The following is a 16,912-nucleotide window of genomic DNA, read 5'->3' on the forward strand; positions in this document are numbered from 1 at the left end:
GTAGAATGGCTTACCGCGCGCCAACCTTGGGCTCTTCGCCAGCCAGCAGGCGTTCGATATTGGACCTGTGTTTCCATATCACAAGCAGCGCAAATCCGATAAACATCGGGATCCACGAATAGTGACCAAGAATAACGGCCGAAACGGGCACCGATACCGAAGCGAGCATGCCGCCGACCGAAGAATAACGTAAAATGGCCAGGGAACCGAGCCACACCACCGCAAAGATCAGTCCCGCAATCGGACTAAGGGCCACCACAATGCCAAGCAAGGTGGCGACGCCCTTGCCACCTGCGAATTTCAACCAGACCGGATAGAGATGTCCGAGAAAAGCCCCCATTCCTGCCAGAACTGCGAGGCCTTCCGAAAACTGACTGGTAATGAAAACAGCCGCCGCACCCTTGCCGATATCGAGCAACAGGGTCAAAGCAGCGATCGCCTTGTTGCCGGTACGCAAAACATTTGTCGCCCCAATATTGCCAGATCCGATAGCGCGCAAATCGCCACCGCCGGTTAACCGCGTCAACAGCAAGCCAAAAGGGATAGAGCCCAGCACATAGCCGAACAACACGATCAATATTGGTTCAATCCACATGGATTGCATGATCCAAATCCCCTTTGATTTCCGGGAGCTATCTGTAAGAGAGGCGTTGGGCAAGCTTTTCGGTGTAAAATTAGGCAAGTTCTAATCTGCCTAGGATGAGCCGAAGTAACTTCGATGTATCAGGCCCTCCTGTTTACGCCTGGTCTCTGCATCGCTCGCCCACTGAACTGGCGTTTAAGGCAATGGGACTATCAATGCATTCTGCTCCTCTCCTCTATTTTGACACCGGCATGGGCGGCCTCTCGGTTTTGCGGGAAGCGCAGAAGCTCACTCCCGACGCACCGATTATATATGCGGCAGACTATGCCGGCTTGCCATATGGCAAGAAAACCGAAGCAGAACTCGCCACACGCATTCCCGCGCTGCTTGGACGCCTGGTTGAACGTTACAAACCCGCACTTGTCACAATCGCTTGCAATACCGCCTCTACCATCGCTCTGGATTACGCCCGCGCTGCTCTTGATATCCCGGTTGTCGGCACTGTTCCTGCTATCAAGCCGGCCAGCCACATGACCCGTACTGGTGTGATCGGTCTGCTCGGGACCGAAGCGACGATCCGGCAGCCTTATGTCGATAGGCTGGCCTCTGAATTTGCCGCTGACAAAAAATTGTTGCGCTTCGGCGCTCCCACCCTGGTGCATGCCGCGGAGGCAAAATTGCGGGGAGAGACACCCGATCCGGACATTCTTTCCGCTGCTGTCCAGGGACTGCAGGATCAAAAACACGGGTTGGATATTGATGTCGTAATACTCGCTTGCACCCATTTTCCTTTGGTCCAGGAAGAATTGTTGAAATCTTTTGCCAGAGACATTCAATTTATCGATGGTTCTCCGGGAATTGCCCGGAGGATTGCGCATCTGACCGAAGCGATGGCATGGCCAAAAAGCAAGGAAGCAGGCGTGTTTGTGACCACAGGCCCGCTCGCGCAACTCGCCCCTTATGCCCCGATGCTGACGGAGTTTGGGCTGACCAAATTCGAAAAGCTGTGACCCCTTCCGGTTATTGCGAATGGTTCGCGCTGGAAATTCAAGTCAAACCCGGCTAATGGCGATTTTCGAGGGATCGCTGAATTTGGGAATGAAGCAGGGAATCGAGTAAAGTGGACTACGAAAAGGTTTTTTCTCAAGCGATTGACCGCCTTCATGCCGAAGGCCGCTATCGGGTATTCATCGATATTTTGCGCAACAAGGGAACCTTTCCCAATGCGCGATGCTTTGCCCATCATAACGGCCCAAAACCCGTTACGGTCTGGTGCTCCAACGATTATCTCGCCATGGGTCAGCATCCGGATGTGATCGCGGCAATGGAAGACGCGCTGCATGATGTGGGCGCCGGTTCCGGTGGCACGCGGAACATTGGTGGCAATACCCATTATCATGTCGAACTGGAACAGGAACTCGCAGACCTGCACGGCAAAAGCGGCGCGCTTTTGTTCACGTCGGGCTATGTCTCCAACGACGCGACGCTGTCAACCTTGTCGAAAATCCTGCCTGGCTGCATCATTTATTCCGATGAACTCAATCACGCTTCGATGATTGCAGGGATCAAAAATAGCGGCTGTGAGAAGCGGATATTCAAGCATAATGATCTCGAGGACCTGGAACGGTTGCTCGCCGCCGATGATCCGGAATCGCCAAAGCTCATTGCTTTTGAAAGCATCTATTCGATGGATGGCGACGTCGCACCCATTCACGCGATTTGCGATCTCGCAGACAAATATAATGCCCTGACCTATTGTGACGAAGTGCATGCGGTCGGCATGTATGGCGAGCGCGGCGGCGGGATATCCGAGCGCGATGCGGCGGCTGATCGGATTACGATTATCGAGGGTACGCTAGCCAAAGCGATCGGTGTCATGGGCGGCTATATCACCGCCGAGCAGAAGATTATCGACGTCATCCGGTCCTATGCCCCCGGTTTTATTTTCACGACCAGCCTGTCGCCAGTGCTTGTCGCCGGTGCGCTGGCCAGTGTCCGCCATCTCAAACAATCCGAAGTCGAACGCGATGGCCAGCAAGCGGCGGCGCAGACATTGAAGGACATGTTTGCCGAAGCCGGATTGCCGATCATGGATTCAACTACGCATATTGTGCCTCTGCAGGTTGGAGATCCGGTCAAAGCCAAGAAAATCAGTGATATCCTGCTGGCAGAATATGGCGTCTATGTGCAGCCTATCAACTACCCGACCGTCCCACGCGGGACGGAACGTCTGCGGTTCACACCCGGCCCGGTTCACACCGAAGCAATGATGGCGGATCTGACCAAGGCGCTGGTGGAAATCTGGAGCCGCATGGAATTGCAACTGGCCGCGTAAGCGACTTTCGGTAGTATCCGGGGCAATTTCAGGGCTATAGGGAACCATGCCCATCCCCGCCTCTTGGATAACGCCGCATCCTCATGGCATTTATATCGAGCCTGCCAACGCGTGGATCGATCCATCGCGTGCCGTCGAGCTGGCTTTGGTAACCCATGGCCATGCAGATCACGCGCGGGGCGGCCATGATCAGGTCTGGGCCACGCCCGAAACGCTCGCGATCATGGGATTGCGTTATGGAACCCGCGCCGATCAACCCGTCGCCTATGGCGATGGCATAGAACTGGGGGGCGTCCGGATCAGTTATCATCCTGCCGGCCATGTTCTGGGGTCGGCACAGATACTGCTCGAATATGCCGGCGAGCGGGTTGTCGTGACCGGCGACTATAAACGGCGAGCCGATCCGACTTGCCTGCCCTTCGAAGTCATTCCCTGCGATATATTCATCACCGAAGCGACTTTTGGCCTGCCAGTTTTCAAACATCCTCCGACCGCTGATGAAGTGGATAAGCTATTGACCGCTCTGGACCACAACCCGGATCGCTCCGTCCTGGTTGGCGCCTATGCGCTGGGCAAGGCGCAGCGTGTCATCGGCGAGTTGCGCGAGGCGGGCTATGACAAGCCGATCTATCTCCACGGTGCACTGGAAAAAATGTGCACGCTCTATACCGAGCTCGGAGTCGAGTTGGGCGCATTGCGCGCCGTTGCGGATACCGACAAGGAAGATCTGCGCGGTCAGATTATCTTGGCCCCGCCTTCCGCCCTCAACGACCGCTGGAGCCGCCGCCTGCCCGATCCGATCACCGCCATGGCTTCGGGCTGGATGCGGGTTCGCCAACGCGCCCGGCAGCGCAATGTCGAATTGCCCTTGATCATGTCGGATCATGCAGACTGGGATGAACTCACGCAAACCATCAGAGATGTTGCTCCGTCCGAAACCTGGGTCACCCATGGCCGGGAAGATGCGCTGGTGCACTGGTGCGAGACCAATCAGATGAAAGCGCGCGCGCTGGCCCTGGTTGGTCGCGAAGAGGAAGATGATTAGATCATGCGGGCCTTTTCTGATCTGATCGACAATCTTATTTATACGCGTTCTCGCAATGGCAAGTTGCGCCTGATCAGCACCTATCTCAAAAATGCACCCGACCCGGACCGCGGGTGGGTTCTCGCGGCGCTGACCGGAGAACTTGACTTTCCGACCGTCAAGATTTCGGCCGTCCGCACGATGGCGATGGATCGGGTGGATGAAACCCTGTTTCGTCTCAGCCGGGATTTCGTGGGAGATACCGCGGAAACCGTCGCGCTCATTTGGCCAGATCAGGATGCAACACATGATAGCGATGGCCTGACCATCGCGGACATTGTCGATCAGCTGGCATCGGTCAGTCGCGCTAATGCTCCGACTCTGCTGGCGAACCTGATGGACCGGATGAATCCGGATGAACGCTATGCCTTGTTAAAGCTGGCAACCGGGGGAATGCGTGTCGGCGTATCTGCTCGACTGGCGAAAACCGCACTGGCGCAGGCGTTCGACCTGTTGATCGAGGATGTGGAAGAGGTCTGGCATGCCATGGCGCCGCCCTATACCGAGATTTTCGCGTGGGGCGAAAAACGCGTCGAACGTCCCAACCTGGAGGGTATTCCGTTTTTTCGGTCGTTCATGCTGGCCCATCCGCTGGACGACAGGACCATCGATCTGAAAGATTATGCAGCGGAATGGAAATGGGATGGCATTCGGGTCCAGATCGTCGGGACCGGAGAGGAAACCCGCCTCTATAGCCGTGGCGGCGATGATATCAGCGCCGCCTTTCCTGATGTCGCAAAGGCTTTTCACGCGGTTGGTGTGGTGGACGGAGAATTGCTTGTTCGCGGCGAGTTTCAAGGCGGAGAAGCCGCCAGCTTCAATGCTCTGCAACAACGCCTCGGGCGTAAAAAAGTCTCAGCCAAAATGCAGACAGACTATCCGGCATTCGTTCGCCTCTATGACATTTTATTTGATGGCACCGAAGACTTGCGGGATCTCAGTTGGACCAACCGTCGTCGGCAGCTCGAAAAATTCGTACCGCAACTCGATGCCGGGCGATTTGATATTTCCACGCTACTTGAGGCTCGCGATTTTGATCATCTCGCGGAAATTCGTGAAGGCGCTCGCGATGCCGCCATTGAAGGGGTGATGCTCAAACGCCGGGACAGCCCATATATCGCCGGACGAAAGACCGGCCTCTGGTACAAGTGGAAACGTGATCCCCTGGTTGCCGATTGCGTCATGATGTATGCACAGCGCGGATCCGGGAAGCGATCCTCTTTCTATTCGGATTACACATTTGGCTGCTGGACCGAAAATGGCGAGCTCTTTCCTGTTGGCAAAGCCTATTCTGGTTTTACCAATGACGAACTGAAAATACTGGACCGGTTTGTGCGTCAGAACACCGTCAATCGCTTTGGTCCGGTCCGGGAGGTCGAAAAAACGCTGGTGCTCGAAGTCGCGTTTGATTCGATCCATCAAAGCAAACGGCACAAATCTGGTCTGGCCATGCGCTTCCCGCGAATATCACGCATTCGCACTGACAAACCGGCGGAAGAGGCTGATCAGATCGAAACGCTGAAAAACATGGTCACCTAAAAAACAACCCGCAGAACCGAAGTCCTGCGGGCTGAGTTGGGGGATTGAAATGGAGTATTTTATGGCATTACGACGGTATCGATTGCGTGGATCACACCGTTGGATTGGTTGACATCGGCCATCACGACCTTCGACTGCCCGCCCTGGGCATCGGTGAGAATCAGCGCGCCATGGCTGTCGATCGAGGCTTTGAGCACGCCGCCCTGAACGGTCGGGATCGCTGCGACTCCATCAGGCGCTTTCTTGATCAGGCCCATCACATCCTTCGCTTTAAAACGCCCCGCCACGACATGATAAGTCAGAATGGAGGTCAATGTGTCCTTGTTCTCGGGCTTCACCAACGTCTCTACCGTCCCTGCAGGCAGCTTTGCAAAAGCACTGTTCAGCGGCGCAAACACGGTGAACGGGCCGTCACTCGACAAGGTGCCGGCGAGATCTGCGGCGGTAACCGCTGCAACGAGCGTGGAAAAATCATCGGTGGCGGCGGCTTTTTCAACAATATTCTGTTTAGGCATCTCGCCATGATGTTTCATCGCATAAGCAGCGCCACTGGTGGCCAGTGCAAAGGAACCGACAACAGTCAGGGCAATTTTGGAAAAGCGGTTAGTCATAGGGGAAACTCCTCGTAATAGTCATATCCGAGAGTGGATATGCCTGAAGCTACGGGGGAATTTCCAAACGGATGCAGGTCCGGTCAAATAAAAGTGATTTTTCCGCTCGCAACCGGTTCGCTGCTAGGGGCGCTATGCGGTTCGGACGAGGGCGGCTCCATCGTGAGGGTCAATATCGTATCGGCCGCAATCAGCTTGCGATGACCCGCCGGAACGATCATTTCGCTAATGCCGTCACGGCCGATCTGACCGAGCGACCGCGATACGCCATCTTGCCCGACGATCCAGATTTCCGGCTCGGTTTCGGTCTCCGGCATGCCATCCACATCGACCCGCATCTCTGCCGTGTTCGGATTATAAGAAACGGCCAGCACGAGGCCTTCAATGGGGCCGGTCAATTGTGCAACGGCCACCGCCTGCGGCGCGTCGGGTGGCGCTGTGACAGTGGAGGGACTGACCAGCAGGGCCACCGCCAGACATGCGGCGAGCGCGCCCGAGGCAATGGCGCCAATCCGCCAGCGCTTCAAGGCGACGACAGTGTTGGAGGAGGACGGAGAGTCCAGTTGGGCTGCAATGCCATCCCAGACAGCGTTGCTGGGCTCCACGGGCGTGATTTCCTGAAACAGCGGATCGATCCGCGCGTTCCAGCTTTCGACGTTCTTCGCAAAGGCCGGATCAGCCAGTTGTTTGCGCAATGCCAGCGCCTTGTCTTCCGGCTCGAGCAGGCCGAGCACCAACTCTGCCGCCAACACGTCGTCTGACGTTTCCGGTTTTTGCGTCTCACTCATCGCCCATACAATCCTTCAATCGCATCAATCCCCGACGCACCCAACTTTTAACCGTACCAAGCGGTGTGTCGATCTGTTCAGCCAGTTCCTTGTAACTCAATCCTTCAAAAAACGCCGTCCGGATGGCATCGCTCTGGCGCGTTTCGAGATTGTCCAGGCAGTGATTCAATCGTTGCTCCTCTTCCGCACGTTCGAGTTTTTCGATCGCACTGCTTTCATCCGAAGGCCGGTCCTTTATGGCTTTGTCCGACACCATCTGCCGGTTGCCGCTGGAACGCCTGCGGTCGATCGCCGTGTTCCTGGCAATGGTCGCCAGCCAGGTGATCGGGCTCGCCCGTGCGGCATCAAAACGCTTGGCATTGCGCCAAATCTTGACATAGGCATCCTGTAACGCATCTTCCGCCTCTGCGCGATCATCTAAGATACGAAGGCACACGCCAAAAAGTTTCGCCGAAGTGAGAATATACATATTCTCAAACGCCTGTCGGTCTCCCGTTGCGGCCTGTTCCAGCAAGCGCACCAAGGCCATGCGGGCCGCATCCGGATCAGATTCTCGCGTCATATCAGGAGGCTGATCGTATGAGAATTGAGCAGACAATCAAGCGCTGATTATTTCCGCAAAAGCCTGACGATCAACATTCCCCCCGGACAAGGTCACCACGGTATGGTTTGTCGGAACCACCTTGCCGGACAGAACCGCGGCCAAGGCAACCGCCCCACCCGGTTCCAGAACAAGTTGCAGCCGATCAAAGGCCAGGCGCACCGCATCGTGCACCTCTTCCCGTGTTACCGCCACACCACGAACACCACGGGCTTTCAGGATATCAAAGGTCAACGGCGCAACTTCTAGCGTCTGCAACGCATCACAATCGGTGTCGGGAGGATTATCGATTACCGGAACGATCGTTCCGCCTTCCAGCGAACGCGCCATATCATCCCAGCCCTCCGGCTCCGACAAGATGATCGTTGCATTCGGATTCGAAAGCGCGATTCCCGTGCCCAGGCCGCCGCCGCCACAGCAGGCGACAATCTGGTCGGGTTGGGTTCCGATCATGGCGATCATCTGCTCGCGCAGTTCGACGCCGCAACTGCCCTGCCCTTCGACAACCCAAGGATCGTCAAAACTGGGCACCACCACCGCGCCGTCTCGGGCTGCAATCTCGGCCGCGAGCTCCTCGCGCGCACCGGTCATCCGGTCATAGGTGATGACCGTCGCGCCAAGCGCCTTGGTGCTCGCCAATTTGGCCGCAGGCGCGTCTTCCGGCATCACGATTGTCGCCTTCACGCCCAGCCTTTGGGCAGCCCAGGCCACTCCTTGCGCGTGGTTGCCGCTCGAAAAGGCCACCACGCCATTTTGACGCTGCGCCGCGTCAAGATCGCTCAGCCGGTGCCAACCGCCGCGAATCTTGAACGCGCCGATCGGTTGCAGGCATTCCGCCTTGCACCATATCGTCTGGCCATCAATTGCCAGAGGCAGCAAGGGCGTGGGCGGCAAGAGCTCGCTGATTTTGGCAGCTGCGCGGGCGACCCCTTCTGCGCTCGGCTTGCGGTTCGGGTCTAAAAGTAATTGCTCTGTCATGCGGTCCTTCTATATGCGGTTGTCGAAATCCTCTAGCAAAATGAGTGCACAATATGAGCAAGGTTTTGGTGATCGGCGCAGGTGGCGTCAGTTCGGTTGCGGTTCACAAAATGGCGCAGCAAATCGCTGCACAAACCGGGCCTTTCTCGGCCATTTTTCTGGCGAGCCGGACCCTATCAAAATGCGAAGCCATTGCTGCTTCGGTGCGCGATCGAACCGGTGTGCGCATAGAAACCGCAGCCATTGACGCTGATGACGTCCCCGCGATGACCGCCTTGATTGAACAGGTGACTCCGGCTTTGGCGGTCAATCTGGCGCTGCCCTATCAGGATCTGCCCATCATGGACGCCTGTCTCGCTACCAGGACCGATTATCTCGACACCGCCAATTACGAACCGATTGACGAAGCCAAGTTCGAATATAAGTGGCAATGGGATTATCATGACCGATTCAAACAGGCTGGGCTCATGGCCTTGCTTGGCTCCGGCTTTGATCCTGGCGTAACCTCGGTGTTCACATCCTGGCTGAAAAAGCATCATTTCGATCATATCGATACGGTCGATATTCTGGATTGTAATGGCGGAGACCATGGCCAGCATTTTGCGACCAATTTCAATCCCGAAATCAATATTCGCGAAGTGACCGCACCGGCGCGTCACTGGGAAAATGGCGAGTGGGTGGAAACGCCCGCTTTGTCTCACAAACAAAGCTTTGATTTCGAAGCGGTTGGCGAAAAGAACATGTATCTGATGTATCATGAGGAAATTGAATCACTGAAAACCCATTTCCCTGAAATCGGGCGGATCCGCTTCTGGATGACCTTTGGTGATGCCTATCTCACTCATCTCGAAGTGCTTCAGAATGTCGGCATGACATCGATTGAACCGATTACCTATGAGGGCCAGGAAATTGTCCCGCTGCAATTTCTCAAGGCCGTCCTGCCGGAACCCGCCAGCCTTGGTGAGAGCACCAAGGGCAATACCAATATCGGCGTGATCGCCACCGGGGTCAAAGATGGCGTAACCAAAACGCTTTATGTCAAGAATATCTGTTCCCACGAGGCAGCGTTTGCAGAGACCGGCAATCAGGGTGTCAGCTATACCACCGGGGTACCGGCGATGATTGGCGCGGCGCTGATGCTGTCGGATCAGTGGACCGGCGATGGCGTGTTCAATATCGAGCAGTTCAACCCCGACCCTTTCATGGATATGCTGAATGAACACGGCTTGCCTTGGACGCTCGAGGAACTAGACAGACCATTGGCGTTCTAGGATGGAGACCAAGGCAGGCGACCCTGGCGCATTTGCGCATTTTGACCTGCGGCGAGTTCCCTCGCCCGCCTTTGTGGTTGATGAAGCGGCAGTTCGCCGGAACCTAGAGATATTGGCAGATGTTCGGAACCAATCGGGCGCAAAAATACTGCTCGCGCTGAAGGCCTTTTCGATGTGGAGCCTCAGCGAGCTAATCTGTCCGTATATTGATGGCACCTGTGCTTCGGGTCTTTGGGAATCCATGTTGGGGCGAAATGATTTCGATGCCGGTGAAACCAATATTGTTTCGACATATAGTCCGGCTTACAAACCGGAGGATCTCGCTGCCTTGCTGGATATCTCCGATCATATCACCTTTAACAATCCCGCTCAGATTGAACGGCACTGGGATTTTCTCGAGGGCAAACTGCGAGAAAATAATTACCCGGAAACTGTCAGTCTGGGTTTGCGTTTAAATCCAGAGACACCGCTCGGGGAAGTGGAAAAATATGATCCCAGCTGCGCGCATAGCAGGCTTGGTTTTCCGATCAGTCAGTTCAAGCCTGAGCATCTTGAAAAGATTTCCGGTGTGCATTTTCATAATCTGTGTGAACAAAATTTCGATGCTCTGGAACAGACCTGGGCTGAGATTGAACCCCATATTGCGCCCTATTTCGATCAGCTGGATTGGATCAACCTTGGCGGCGGTCACCATATCACCCGCGATGACTATGACCGCGAAGCGTTGATCGCGTTTCTGACCCGGCTGAAGACGCAATCCGGTTGTGAAATTTACCTTGAACCCGGCGAAGCAGTGGCGCTGGATGCCGGCATATTGGTTGGCGAAATATTGGATATATTCGAAAATGGCATGCCGATCGGTATCACCGATATTTCCGCGACCTGCCATATGCCGGATGTGATCGAAGCGCCCTATCGTCCGGCCATGCTGGCTGAACCAAGCGATGGAGACATTATCAGGCTGGGCGGACCAAGCTGTCTCGCGGGCGACATTATCGGCGATTACCGGCTACCGGAACCGGCCCATATTGGCCAGCGGATCGCCTTTCTGGATCAAGCCCATTATTCGATGGTCAAAACCAATAGCTTCAATGGTGTGCCGCTGCCCGCGATCTGGCTGTGGAACAGCGAGACGGATGCGCTGCGCTGCGTGAAACAGTTTGACTGGAACGTATTTCGCGATCGCTTGAGTTAAAATGCTGTTCGCATTGCTGCATTGCAGCATTGTTCCGGAATCGTTCAGTATTTATGCGCTATCGAGGCTTTACAGATGGCCAAAGCGGCCATATAGCCGCCCTCGCTGCCCCATGGTCACTGGTGATTCCGCAAGGCAGCTCAATCGATCTTGAAATTTAGGGGGTCCCTTGAGTTGCACAATTTCCATGATGCGCAGGAGCTAACCAAGGCTCTTAGCCCCGATATTCCCGTTTTGCTGAACCGCCCGCACGCTGCGCGGCGTGCGGCTCGCTATTTTGTCGAGCAATTTCCCGGCAAGTCCCTTTATGCGGTCAAGGCGAACCCATCGCCAACGTTGCTGAAGCTGTTGTTCGACGAGGGCGTTACCCATTATGATGTCGCCTCCATCGAGGAAGTACGACTGGTCCACAGCACCCTACCCGAGGCTGTGCTCTGCTTCATGCATCCGATCAAGTCGGAAGCGGTGATAAGCGAAGCCTATCATGATCATGGCGTACGGATATTCTCTCTCGATCTCGACAGAAGAATTGGAGAAAATTGTGCGGGCTACCAATGGCGCTGACGATCTGACGCTGTGCGTCCGGATCAAGGTGGCCTCGGAATTTGCGCAGATTAGCCTGGCATCAAAATTCGGGATCGCCGTCGATCAATCGGTCGAACTGCTGCAACGGACTCGTCAGGTTGCGGATGCGCTGGGTATCTGTTTTCATGTCGGCAGTCAGGCGATGACTCCGCTGGCCTATGTCCATGCTCTGGAACGCGTGCGGACAGCCATTGTCGAAGCCTCCATCACCGTGGATATTGTCAATGTCGGCGGCGGCTTTCCATCGATCTATCCCGACATGGCACCGCCGTCGCTCAATCATTATTTCAGTGCCATTGACCGAACATTTGAAGATTTGCCGATCAGCTATTCTGCGGAACTGTGGTGCGAGCCGGGCCGCGCCCTGTCTGCGGAATATAATTCGCTGATCGTCAAGGTTGAACAGCGGCGTGGGAATGAGCTTTTCATCAATGACGGCGCTTATGGCACGCTGTTCGATGCCGCGCATATTGGCTGGCGTTTTCCCGTACAGTTGCTCGGCGATCGAACGGATGAAAGCCCGACGACCGAATATAGCTTCTATGGCCCAACCTGCGATGACATGGATCATATGGCCGGCCCGTTTGTCCTTCCTGCAAATGTTCAGGCCGGCGACTATATCGAAATCGGAATGCTCGGCGCCTATGGATCGGCGATGCGAACCAAGTTTAATGGTTTTGGTTCAATTTTTGACTATGATGTCGCAGACGAGCCGATGGCCAGCCTTTATGTCGGTGATAATCTCGATCGAACCGACCGTGAAAATGTGGTGTCCTTCCCCGGCGGGTAAAGCGCAATTCAGTTGCATTTGACAATTTACAATATGTGACGCAGGTTCCCGCCCAAAGTGGGAGGAAATGATGAACACTGCAATTTTAGCACCCGCGGCTTTGCTCGTAATCTGGTCAATCGTCATGCTTTTCTGGATGGCTGGCACGCGGCTGCCTGCCGCCAAGAAAATGGGTATCGACATCACCGCCAAGCCTGGCGGGCGTGGACCGGATATCGATCCGAACATGCCCGACAAGGTGGCGTGGAAGTCCCATAATTACACCCATTTGATGGAGCAGCCGACGCTCTTTTACGCCACCGTCATCATCTTGGCGATTGCGGACGCCGGAACCGGGATCAACCTCTGGCTGGCCTGGGCCTATACGCTGCTGCGCATTGCTCACAGCATCTGGCAATCAACCATCAATCTGGTGAACGTTCGCTTTCTGTTATTTCTGGCCTCGACCATCTGTTTGCTGATCATGGCCATGAACGCGCTTTTCACGACATTGGTTTAGAATGATTTTGGGGGAAAATTACAATGGAAAATAGTCCGATATTACAACCTGTTGTGGCACTAATCCTGTGGACGATGATCATGTGGCTGTGGATGTATGTCACCCGTATTCCGGCCATGAACAAGGCGCAGGTTGATCCCGACAAATTGAGCCGCCAATCAACCGCTGGCGGACTGGACTCGCTCTTGCCACCCGAAGTGCAATGGAAAGCCCATAATTACAATCACCTGCTTACCGAACCGACGCTATTTTACGCGGTGTGCCTGGTTCTCGCTCTGGTGGGACAGGGTGACGGGCTCAACCTGACCATTGCCTGGGCCTATGTCGGCTTGCGTGTTCTGCACAGCCTGATCCAGGCGACGATCAACAAGATCATGTATCGCTTTTTGGTATTTGCTTTGTCCAGCCTGTGTATTATCGCTCTGGCCATCCACGCAGCCATTGCGGTGTTTCACTAGTCAGGACGTCATTCATGGGTCAGTTTCTTCAAGCCGCAATTGTTCAGGCGGCACCGATACCGCTGTGCATAGACAACGGTATCGAGCAGGCTGTTCGCCTTGCCACCGAGGCCAGCCAGCAAGGCGCGGAGCTGATTGCTTTTGGAGAGACATTTCTGGGTGGTTATCCGATTTGGCTGGATGAAGCGCCTGGCGCAGCGCTCTGGGATCATCCGGGAAGCAAGGCGCTCCACCGGATCATGATGGAGCAGGCCGTGGTTGATCAGGATCGCCGTTTAGCGCCGTTGCAAGAGCTGGCAGACCGGAACAACTGCTGCATCTCTATCGGCGCCCATGAACGCATAAGATCGAGCCTGTATAATAATCAGATGCTGTTTCGTCCGGAACAAGAACCGTTGCATCACCGCAAATTGGTGCCCACCCATGGCGAACGGTTGATCTGGAACAGGGGTGACGGGTCAACTATCGGGGTGCATGAAGCGGATTGGGGCCGCGTCGGCAATCTGATCTGCTGGGAGCACTGGATGCCCCTCGCCCGCGCAGCCATGCATAATCTTGCCGAAGATGTTCATATTGCCGCCTGGCCCACCGTGCGCGAAACCTATCAGATTGCATCTCGTCACTATGCCTTTGAAGGGCGTTGTCATGTTCTGGCTGCCGGAACGATTTTGCACCGCGATGACTTCCTTGAAGGCGTTGCGTTGACTGGCAATGACACGGAAGCCCGCGCTCTGGCGATGGAAATCCCGGATGCCCAGCTGCAGTTCGGACAAAGCCAGATCATTGCCCCCGATGCCGAAATTCTCGCCCAGGCCGATGACACCGCCACCATCCTGACCGCGCAGCTCAATCTGGATGCCGCGGAAGAGGCGCGCGCGGCGCTGGATGTCGATGGCCATTATTCACGGCCCGATATTTTCGATCTATCCGTCAATACTGAGGCACAGCCCGGCGTGCGTTGGCACGGCAAAAGCGCAGAGGGCGAGGATTCAAGAGCGCGTAAAGGCCGCAACCAGCTCGACATGGGTCGACCATAGAAACTGTCCGACCGGCCAGATTTCCCGCAGGACATAGCCACCATCGCAAAGCTGCCGCGCATCCCGTGCAAAGCTCGCCGGATTGCAACTGACATAGCAGATTGTCGGCGATTGCGCCTGCGCCAGCTGCGCACATTGATCGCGAGCGCCAGCCCGGGGTGGATCAAGGATGATCGCGGCAAAGCGATTCAGCTCCTCGACGCTCAGAGGCCGACGGAATAGATCGCGATGTTCGGTAAAAACCGGACGCCCGGCCAGATTGGCAGCCATTTTCAAAGACCCGATCGCATCGCGGGCGCCTTCCGCAGCATAAACTTTCTGCCGGTCGCTCAACGCCAGGGCGAAGGTGCCCAGTCCCGCGAACAGATCCGCAACCGGACTGGCATCACCGATGGTCTGTAGCATGGCGGCGACCAAATTGGCTTTGCCATCGGCCGTCGGTTGGAGAAAACTGCTATGCGGCAAGGCCACCGGAACCGACCCAAAAGTCACGGTCAGCGGATTGGGCTCCCATTGCGTTTCCGCACCATATCCATTGTCTAGCGACAACCGGGCAAGATTGTTGGCCCGCGCAAAATCTGACAAGGCTTCGCGCTGCTCCAATGTGTCCGGTTCATAATTGGAGATCAGCAAGTCGACACCCTGATCCGACAGAGTCATCTCGATATTAAAATCATGCTTGCGATGTTTGAGGGTCGACAAAAAGGCGCGTAACGGTGCGATCACCGCGAAGAGTTCCGGGCGAAGGACCTCGCATTGCTGCAAATCGACAATCCGGTGGCTCCCTTGACCGCTGAACCCCAATTTCAGATGCTTACCCATCCGCGCGGCACGCAAGCTGGCCCGCACGCGGCTCTTGGGTGCCGAAATTTGCGGCGGATGGATCTTGTCCGGTATAAGGCCCTGTCCTTCCAGCGCATAGAGTATTCGGTCGGTCACAAATTGGGCGTAGCTCTCGGCATCGACATGCTGCAGGCTGCACCCGCCACATTTCTGAAAATGCTGGCAGGGCGGGTCGACATGATGTGGTCCCTTGATCAGTCCGCCGTCCGCTTCGAGCCTGTCGAGAGGTGCGGAATAGGCGACATGTCTGCCGTCAGAGGTAATGCCATCACCCTTGGCGGCGATGCGGGTGATGATATCGGGATCGGAGCTCATAAGCGCTCTTGGATGGCTTGCGGGAGATGATCAATCAATTTCTCCGGTGAAAAAGCCGGCCCGGCCAATTGCGCGCTTCGCGTGTGCAACCACTGGCCTTGCTGCGCTGCCGAAAATCCGTCTTTCTCCACCGCATAGCGTCCCGCAATGATACCCGCCAGAACATCGCCGCTGCCCGCTGTTGCAAGCCAGGACGATGAATCTGCGGCAATGACGGTTTCGCCTGACGGATTGGCGATCACGGTATCCGGACCTTTGTGCACGATCGTGGCCTGCGCCGCTTGCGCCAGAACCCGGGTTTGATCGCTTTTCGATGGCCCCGCAGCGCCGGTAATTTGTGCGAATTCCCCTGCGTGCGGAGTCGCCAGAATCGGTGCCTTGCGGTCCTTGACAACCCGCGTGAAATCGGAACCCAAAAGCATCAGGGCATCAGCATCCAGCAACAGTGGTTTGTCGTAGCTCAGGACCGTATGGAGCGTGGTCCGCGCGGCCTCGCTCCGTCCCAGTCCCGGACCAACCACGACAATTGCGATCCGGTCATCCGACAGCCTATTGGCAAGGTCCGATGCATCGGCATAGCGGTTCGCAACGATACTGGCGCGCGGTGACGGCGTCGTCGTTGGAGCAAATATTTTAACATAGCCCGCCCCGGCAGATTGCGCAGCCATCGCGGTGAGTTGGGCAGCACCAGGCATTTCTCCGGCAACAATCCCCACCAGACCGCGGCGATATTTATGGCTGTCATAGGGCGGTGGAGAAAGGCGCGGCGGTTTGATAAGACCGAGATTGGATTCCTTGCGCACGCCAATATCCACCCCGGCCAACTGCCCCATATGATCATGAGCTGGCGCGAGATAATGCGCGGGTTTGAACGCCCCCAAAGCGATCGTTAGACAAAAACGCGGAATGGGATTCCACAACACGCCGCTGTCCGTATCCACCCCGCTTGGCAAATCAATTGCAACCCGTCGGTTCGCACCAGCACTGAGCATTTGAAAGTCGTCCCAATATTGCCCCGATACCGGTCGGTTCAGTCCCGTGCCGAACAGGCAATCAACAAATTGTGCACGCGGCAGCGTATCGGCAGCAGCCCTGGTTTCGCCTTTCCACAAGGACTTTGTATTGCTGGCTGCTTCTGTTTTCGGATCCCCAGCAGCGGCGACCAGAACTTCCACACCCTTCTGACGCAGATATTCGGCAATGACATACCCATCTCCGCCATTGTTGCCGGGGCCGCACAGGACAACCGTGGGCATGGCAGCGGCGGTCCGCCAGATCATCTCCGCAGCGCCGGTGCCGGCTTTGTGCATCAGCGCTTCGACAGGCACACCGGCCTGTATCAGAGAATACTCTGCATCGCGCATTTCTGCAATGGTCAGTATATGCCCGTGGTTGAGCAT

General features: G+C 55.9%; 16 protein-coding genes and 1 pseudogene. 10 read left to right on the plus strand and 7 right to left on the minus strand.

Annotated elements, in window-relative coordinates:
- Positions 1-10: 10 nt before the first annotated feature.
- Positions 11-604: a glycerol-3-phosphate 1-O-acyltransferase PlsY gene (gene plsY, locus ACZ1GS_RS08755; protein ID WP_472694827.1), complete on the minus strand. Its 594-nt coding sequence runs from the start codon at positions 602-604 to the stop codon at positions 11-13.
- A 194-nt stretch (positions 605-798) separates the two neighbouring features.
- Here plsY and murI point away from each other — a divergent pair, with 194 nt between their 5' ends.
- From murI to ACZ1GS_RS08775, 4 genes are all read left to right on the plus strand, one after another.
- Positions 799-1,593 (plus strand): glutamate racemase, encoded by a 795-nt coding sequence (murI, locus tag ACZ1GS_RS08760; RefSeq protein WP_472694828.1) that lies wholly within the window; start codon positions 799-801, stop codon positions 1,591-1,593.
- 110 nt (positions 1,594-1,703) lie between these two features.
- On the plus strand, positions 1,704-2,918 hold the full coding sequence (gene hemA / locus ACZ1GS_RS08765; protein ID WP_472694829.1) for a 5-aminolevulinate synthase: 1,215 nt from the start codon (positions 1,704-1,706) through the stop codon (positions 2,916-2,918).
- Positions 2,919-2,964: 46 nt separating this feature from the next.
- A complete protein-coding gene (locus tag ACZ1GS_RS08770) occupies positions 2,965-3,963 on the plus strand; it encodes a ligase-associated DNA damage response exonuclease (protein ID WP_472694830.1) in 999 nt (332 codons plus the stop codon).
- Positions 3,964-3,966: 3 nt separating this feature from the next.
- On the plus strand, positions 3,967-5,541 hold the full coding sequence (locus tag ACZ1GS_RS08775; RefSeq protein WP_472694831.1) for a cisplatin damage response ATP-dependent DNA ligase: 1,575 nt from the start codon (positions 3,967-3,969) through the stop codon (positions 5,539-5,541).
- 59 nt (positions 5,542-5,600) lie between these two features.
- Here the strand turns inward: ACZ1GS_RS08775 and ACZ1GS_RS08780 are convergent, their stop codons facing one another.
- The 4 genes from ACZ1GS_RS08780 to ACZ1GS_RS08795 all read right to left on the minus strand — a co-directional run bounded on the left by ACZ1GS_RS08780 (position 5,601) and on the right by ACZ1GS_RS08795 (position 8,519).
- Positions 5,601-6,152 carry a fasciclin domain-containing protein gene (locus tag ACZ1GS_RS08780; RefSeq protein ID WP_472694832.1) on the minus strand — a complete coding sequence of 184 codons (552 nt, stop codon included), beginning with the start codon at positions 6,150-6,152 and terminating at the stop codon, positions 5,601-5,603.
- 83 nt (positions 6,153-6,235) lie between these two features.
- Complete coding sequence (locus ACZ1GS_RS08785) at positions 6,236-6,940, minus strand: anti-sigma factor (protein WP_472694833.1); 705 nt, start codon at positions 6,938-6,940, stop codon at positions 6,236-6,238.
- A complete protein-coding gene (locus ACZ1GS_RS08790; protein WP_472694834.1) occupies positions 6,933-7,502 on the minus strand; it encodes a sigma-70 family RNA polymerase sigma factor in 570 nt (189 codons plus the stop codon). The genes ACZ1GS_RS08785 and ACZ1GS_RS08790 overlap by 8 nt, the downstream gene beginning before the upstream one ends.
- Before the next feature lie 36 nt (positions 7,503-7,538).
- Positions 7,539-8,519 carry a threonine ammonia-lyase gene (locus ACZ1GS_RS08795; protein WP_472694835.1) on the minus strand — a complete coding sequence of 327 codons (981 nt, stop codon included), beginning with the start codon at positions 8,517-8,519 and terminating at the stop codon, positions 7,539-7,541.
- A 53-nt stretch (positions 8,520-8,572) separates the two neighbouring features.
- Here ACZ1GS_RS08795 and ACZ1GS_RS08800 point away from each other — a divergent pair, with 53 nt between their 5' ends.
- The 6 genes and pseudogenes from ACZ1GS_RS08800 (at position 8,573) to ACZ1GS_RS08825 (ending at position 14,354) form a co-directional block, all read left to right on the plus strand.
- Positions 8,573-9,790 (plus strand): saccharopine dehydrogenase family protein, encoded by a 1,218-nt coding sequence (locus ACZ1GS_RS08800; RefSeq protein WP_472694836.1) that lies wholly within the window; start codon positions 8,573-8,575, stop codon positions 9,788-9,790.
- 1 nt (position 9,791) lies between these two features.
- Complete coding sequence (locus ACZ1GS_RS08805) at positions 9,792-10,985, plus strand: carboxynorspermidine decarboxylase (protein ID WP_472694837.1); 1,194 nt, start codon at positions 9,792-9,794, stop codon at positions 10,983-10,985.
- Positions 10,986-11,159: 174 nt separating this feature from the next.
- Positions 11,160-12,360, plus strand: a pseudogene (locus ACZ1GS_RS08810) (type III PLP-dependent enzyme).
- A 67-nt stretch (positions 12,361-12,427) separates the two neighbouring features.
- Positions 12,428-12,859 (plus strand): MAPEG family protein, encoded by a 432-nt coding sequence (locus tag ACZ1GS_RS08815; RefSeq protein ID WP_472694839.1) that lies wholly within the window; start codon positions 12,428-12,430, stop codon positions 12,857-12,859.
- A 23-nt stretch (positions 12,860-12,882) separates the two neighbouring features.
- Positions 12,883-13,317 carry an MAPEG family protein gene (locus tag ACZ1GS_RS08820; protein WP_472694840.1) on the plus strand — a complete coding sequence of 145 codons (435 nt, stop codon included), beginning with the start codon at positions 12,883-12,885 and terminating at the stop codon, positions 13,315-13,317.
- Between the two features lie 14 nt (positions 13,318-13,331).
- Positions 13,332-14,354, plus strand: a complete 1,023-nt coding sequence (locus tag ACZ1GS_RS08825) for a carbon-nitrogen hydrolase family protein (RefSeq protein ID WP_472694841.1) — start codon at positions 13,332-13,334, stop codon at positions 14,352-14,354.
- On the opposite strand, the gene ACZ1GS_RS08830 is transcribed toward ACZ1GS_RS08825, so the two are convergent.
- Positions 14,307-15,512, minus strand: a complete 1,206-nt coding sequence (locus tag ACZ1GS_RS08830) for a class I SAM-dependent RNA methyltransferase (RefSeq protein WP_472694842.1) — start codon at positions 15,510-15,512, stop codon at positions 14,307-14,309. The genes ACZ1GS_RS08825 and ACZ1GS_RS08830 overlap by 48 nt on opposite strands.
- Positions 15,509-16,912 (minus strand): NAD(P)H-hydrate dehydratase, encoded by a 1,404-nt coding sequence (locus tag ACZ1GS_RS08835; RefSeq protein WP_472694843.1) that lies wholly within the window; start codon positions 16,910-16,912, stop codon positions 15,509-15,511. Before ACZ1GS_RS08835 ends, ACZ1GS_RS08830 begins: the two co-directional genes overlap by 4 nt.

The sequence above is a fragment of the Parasphingorhabdus sp. W113 genome, from assembly GCF_055693205.1.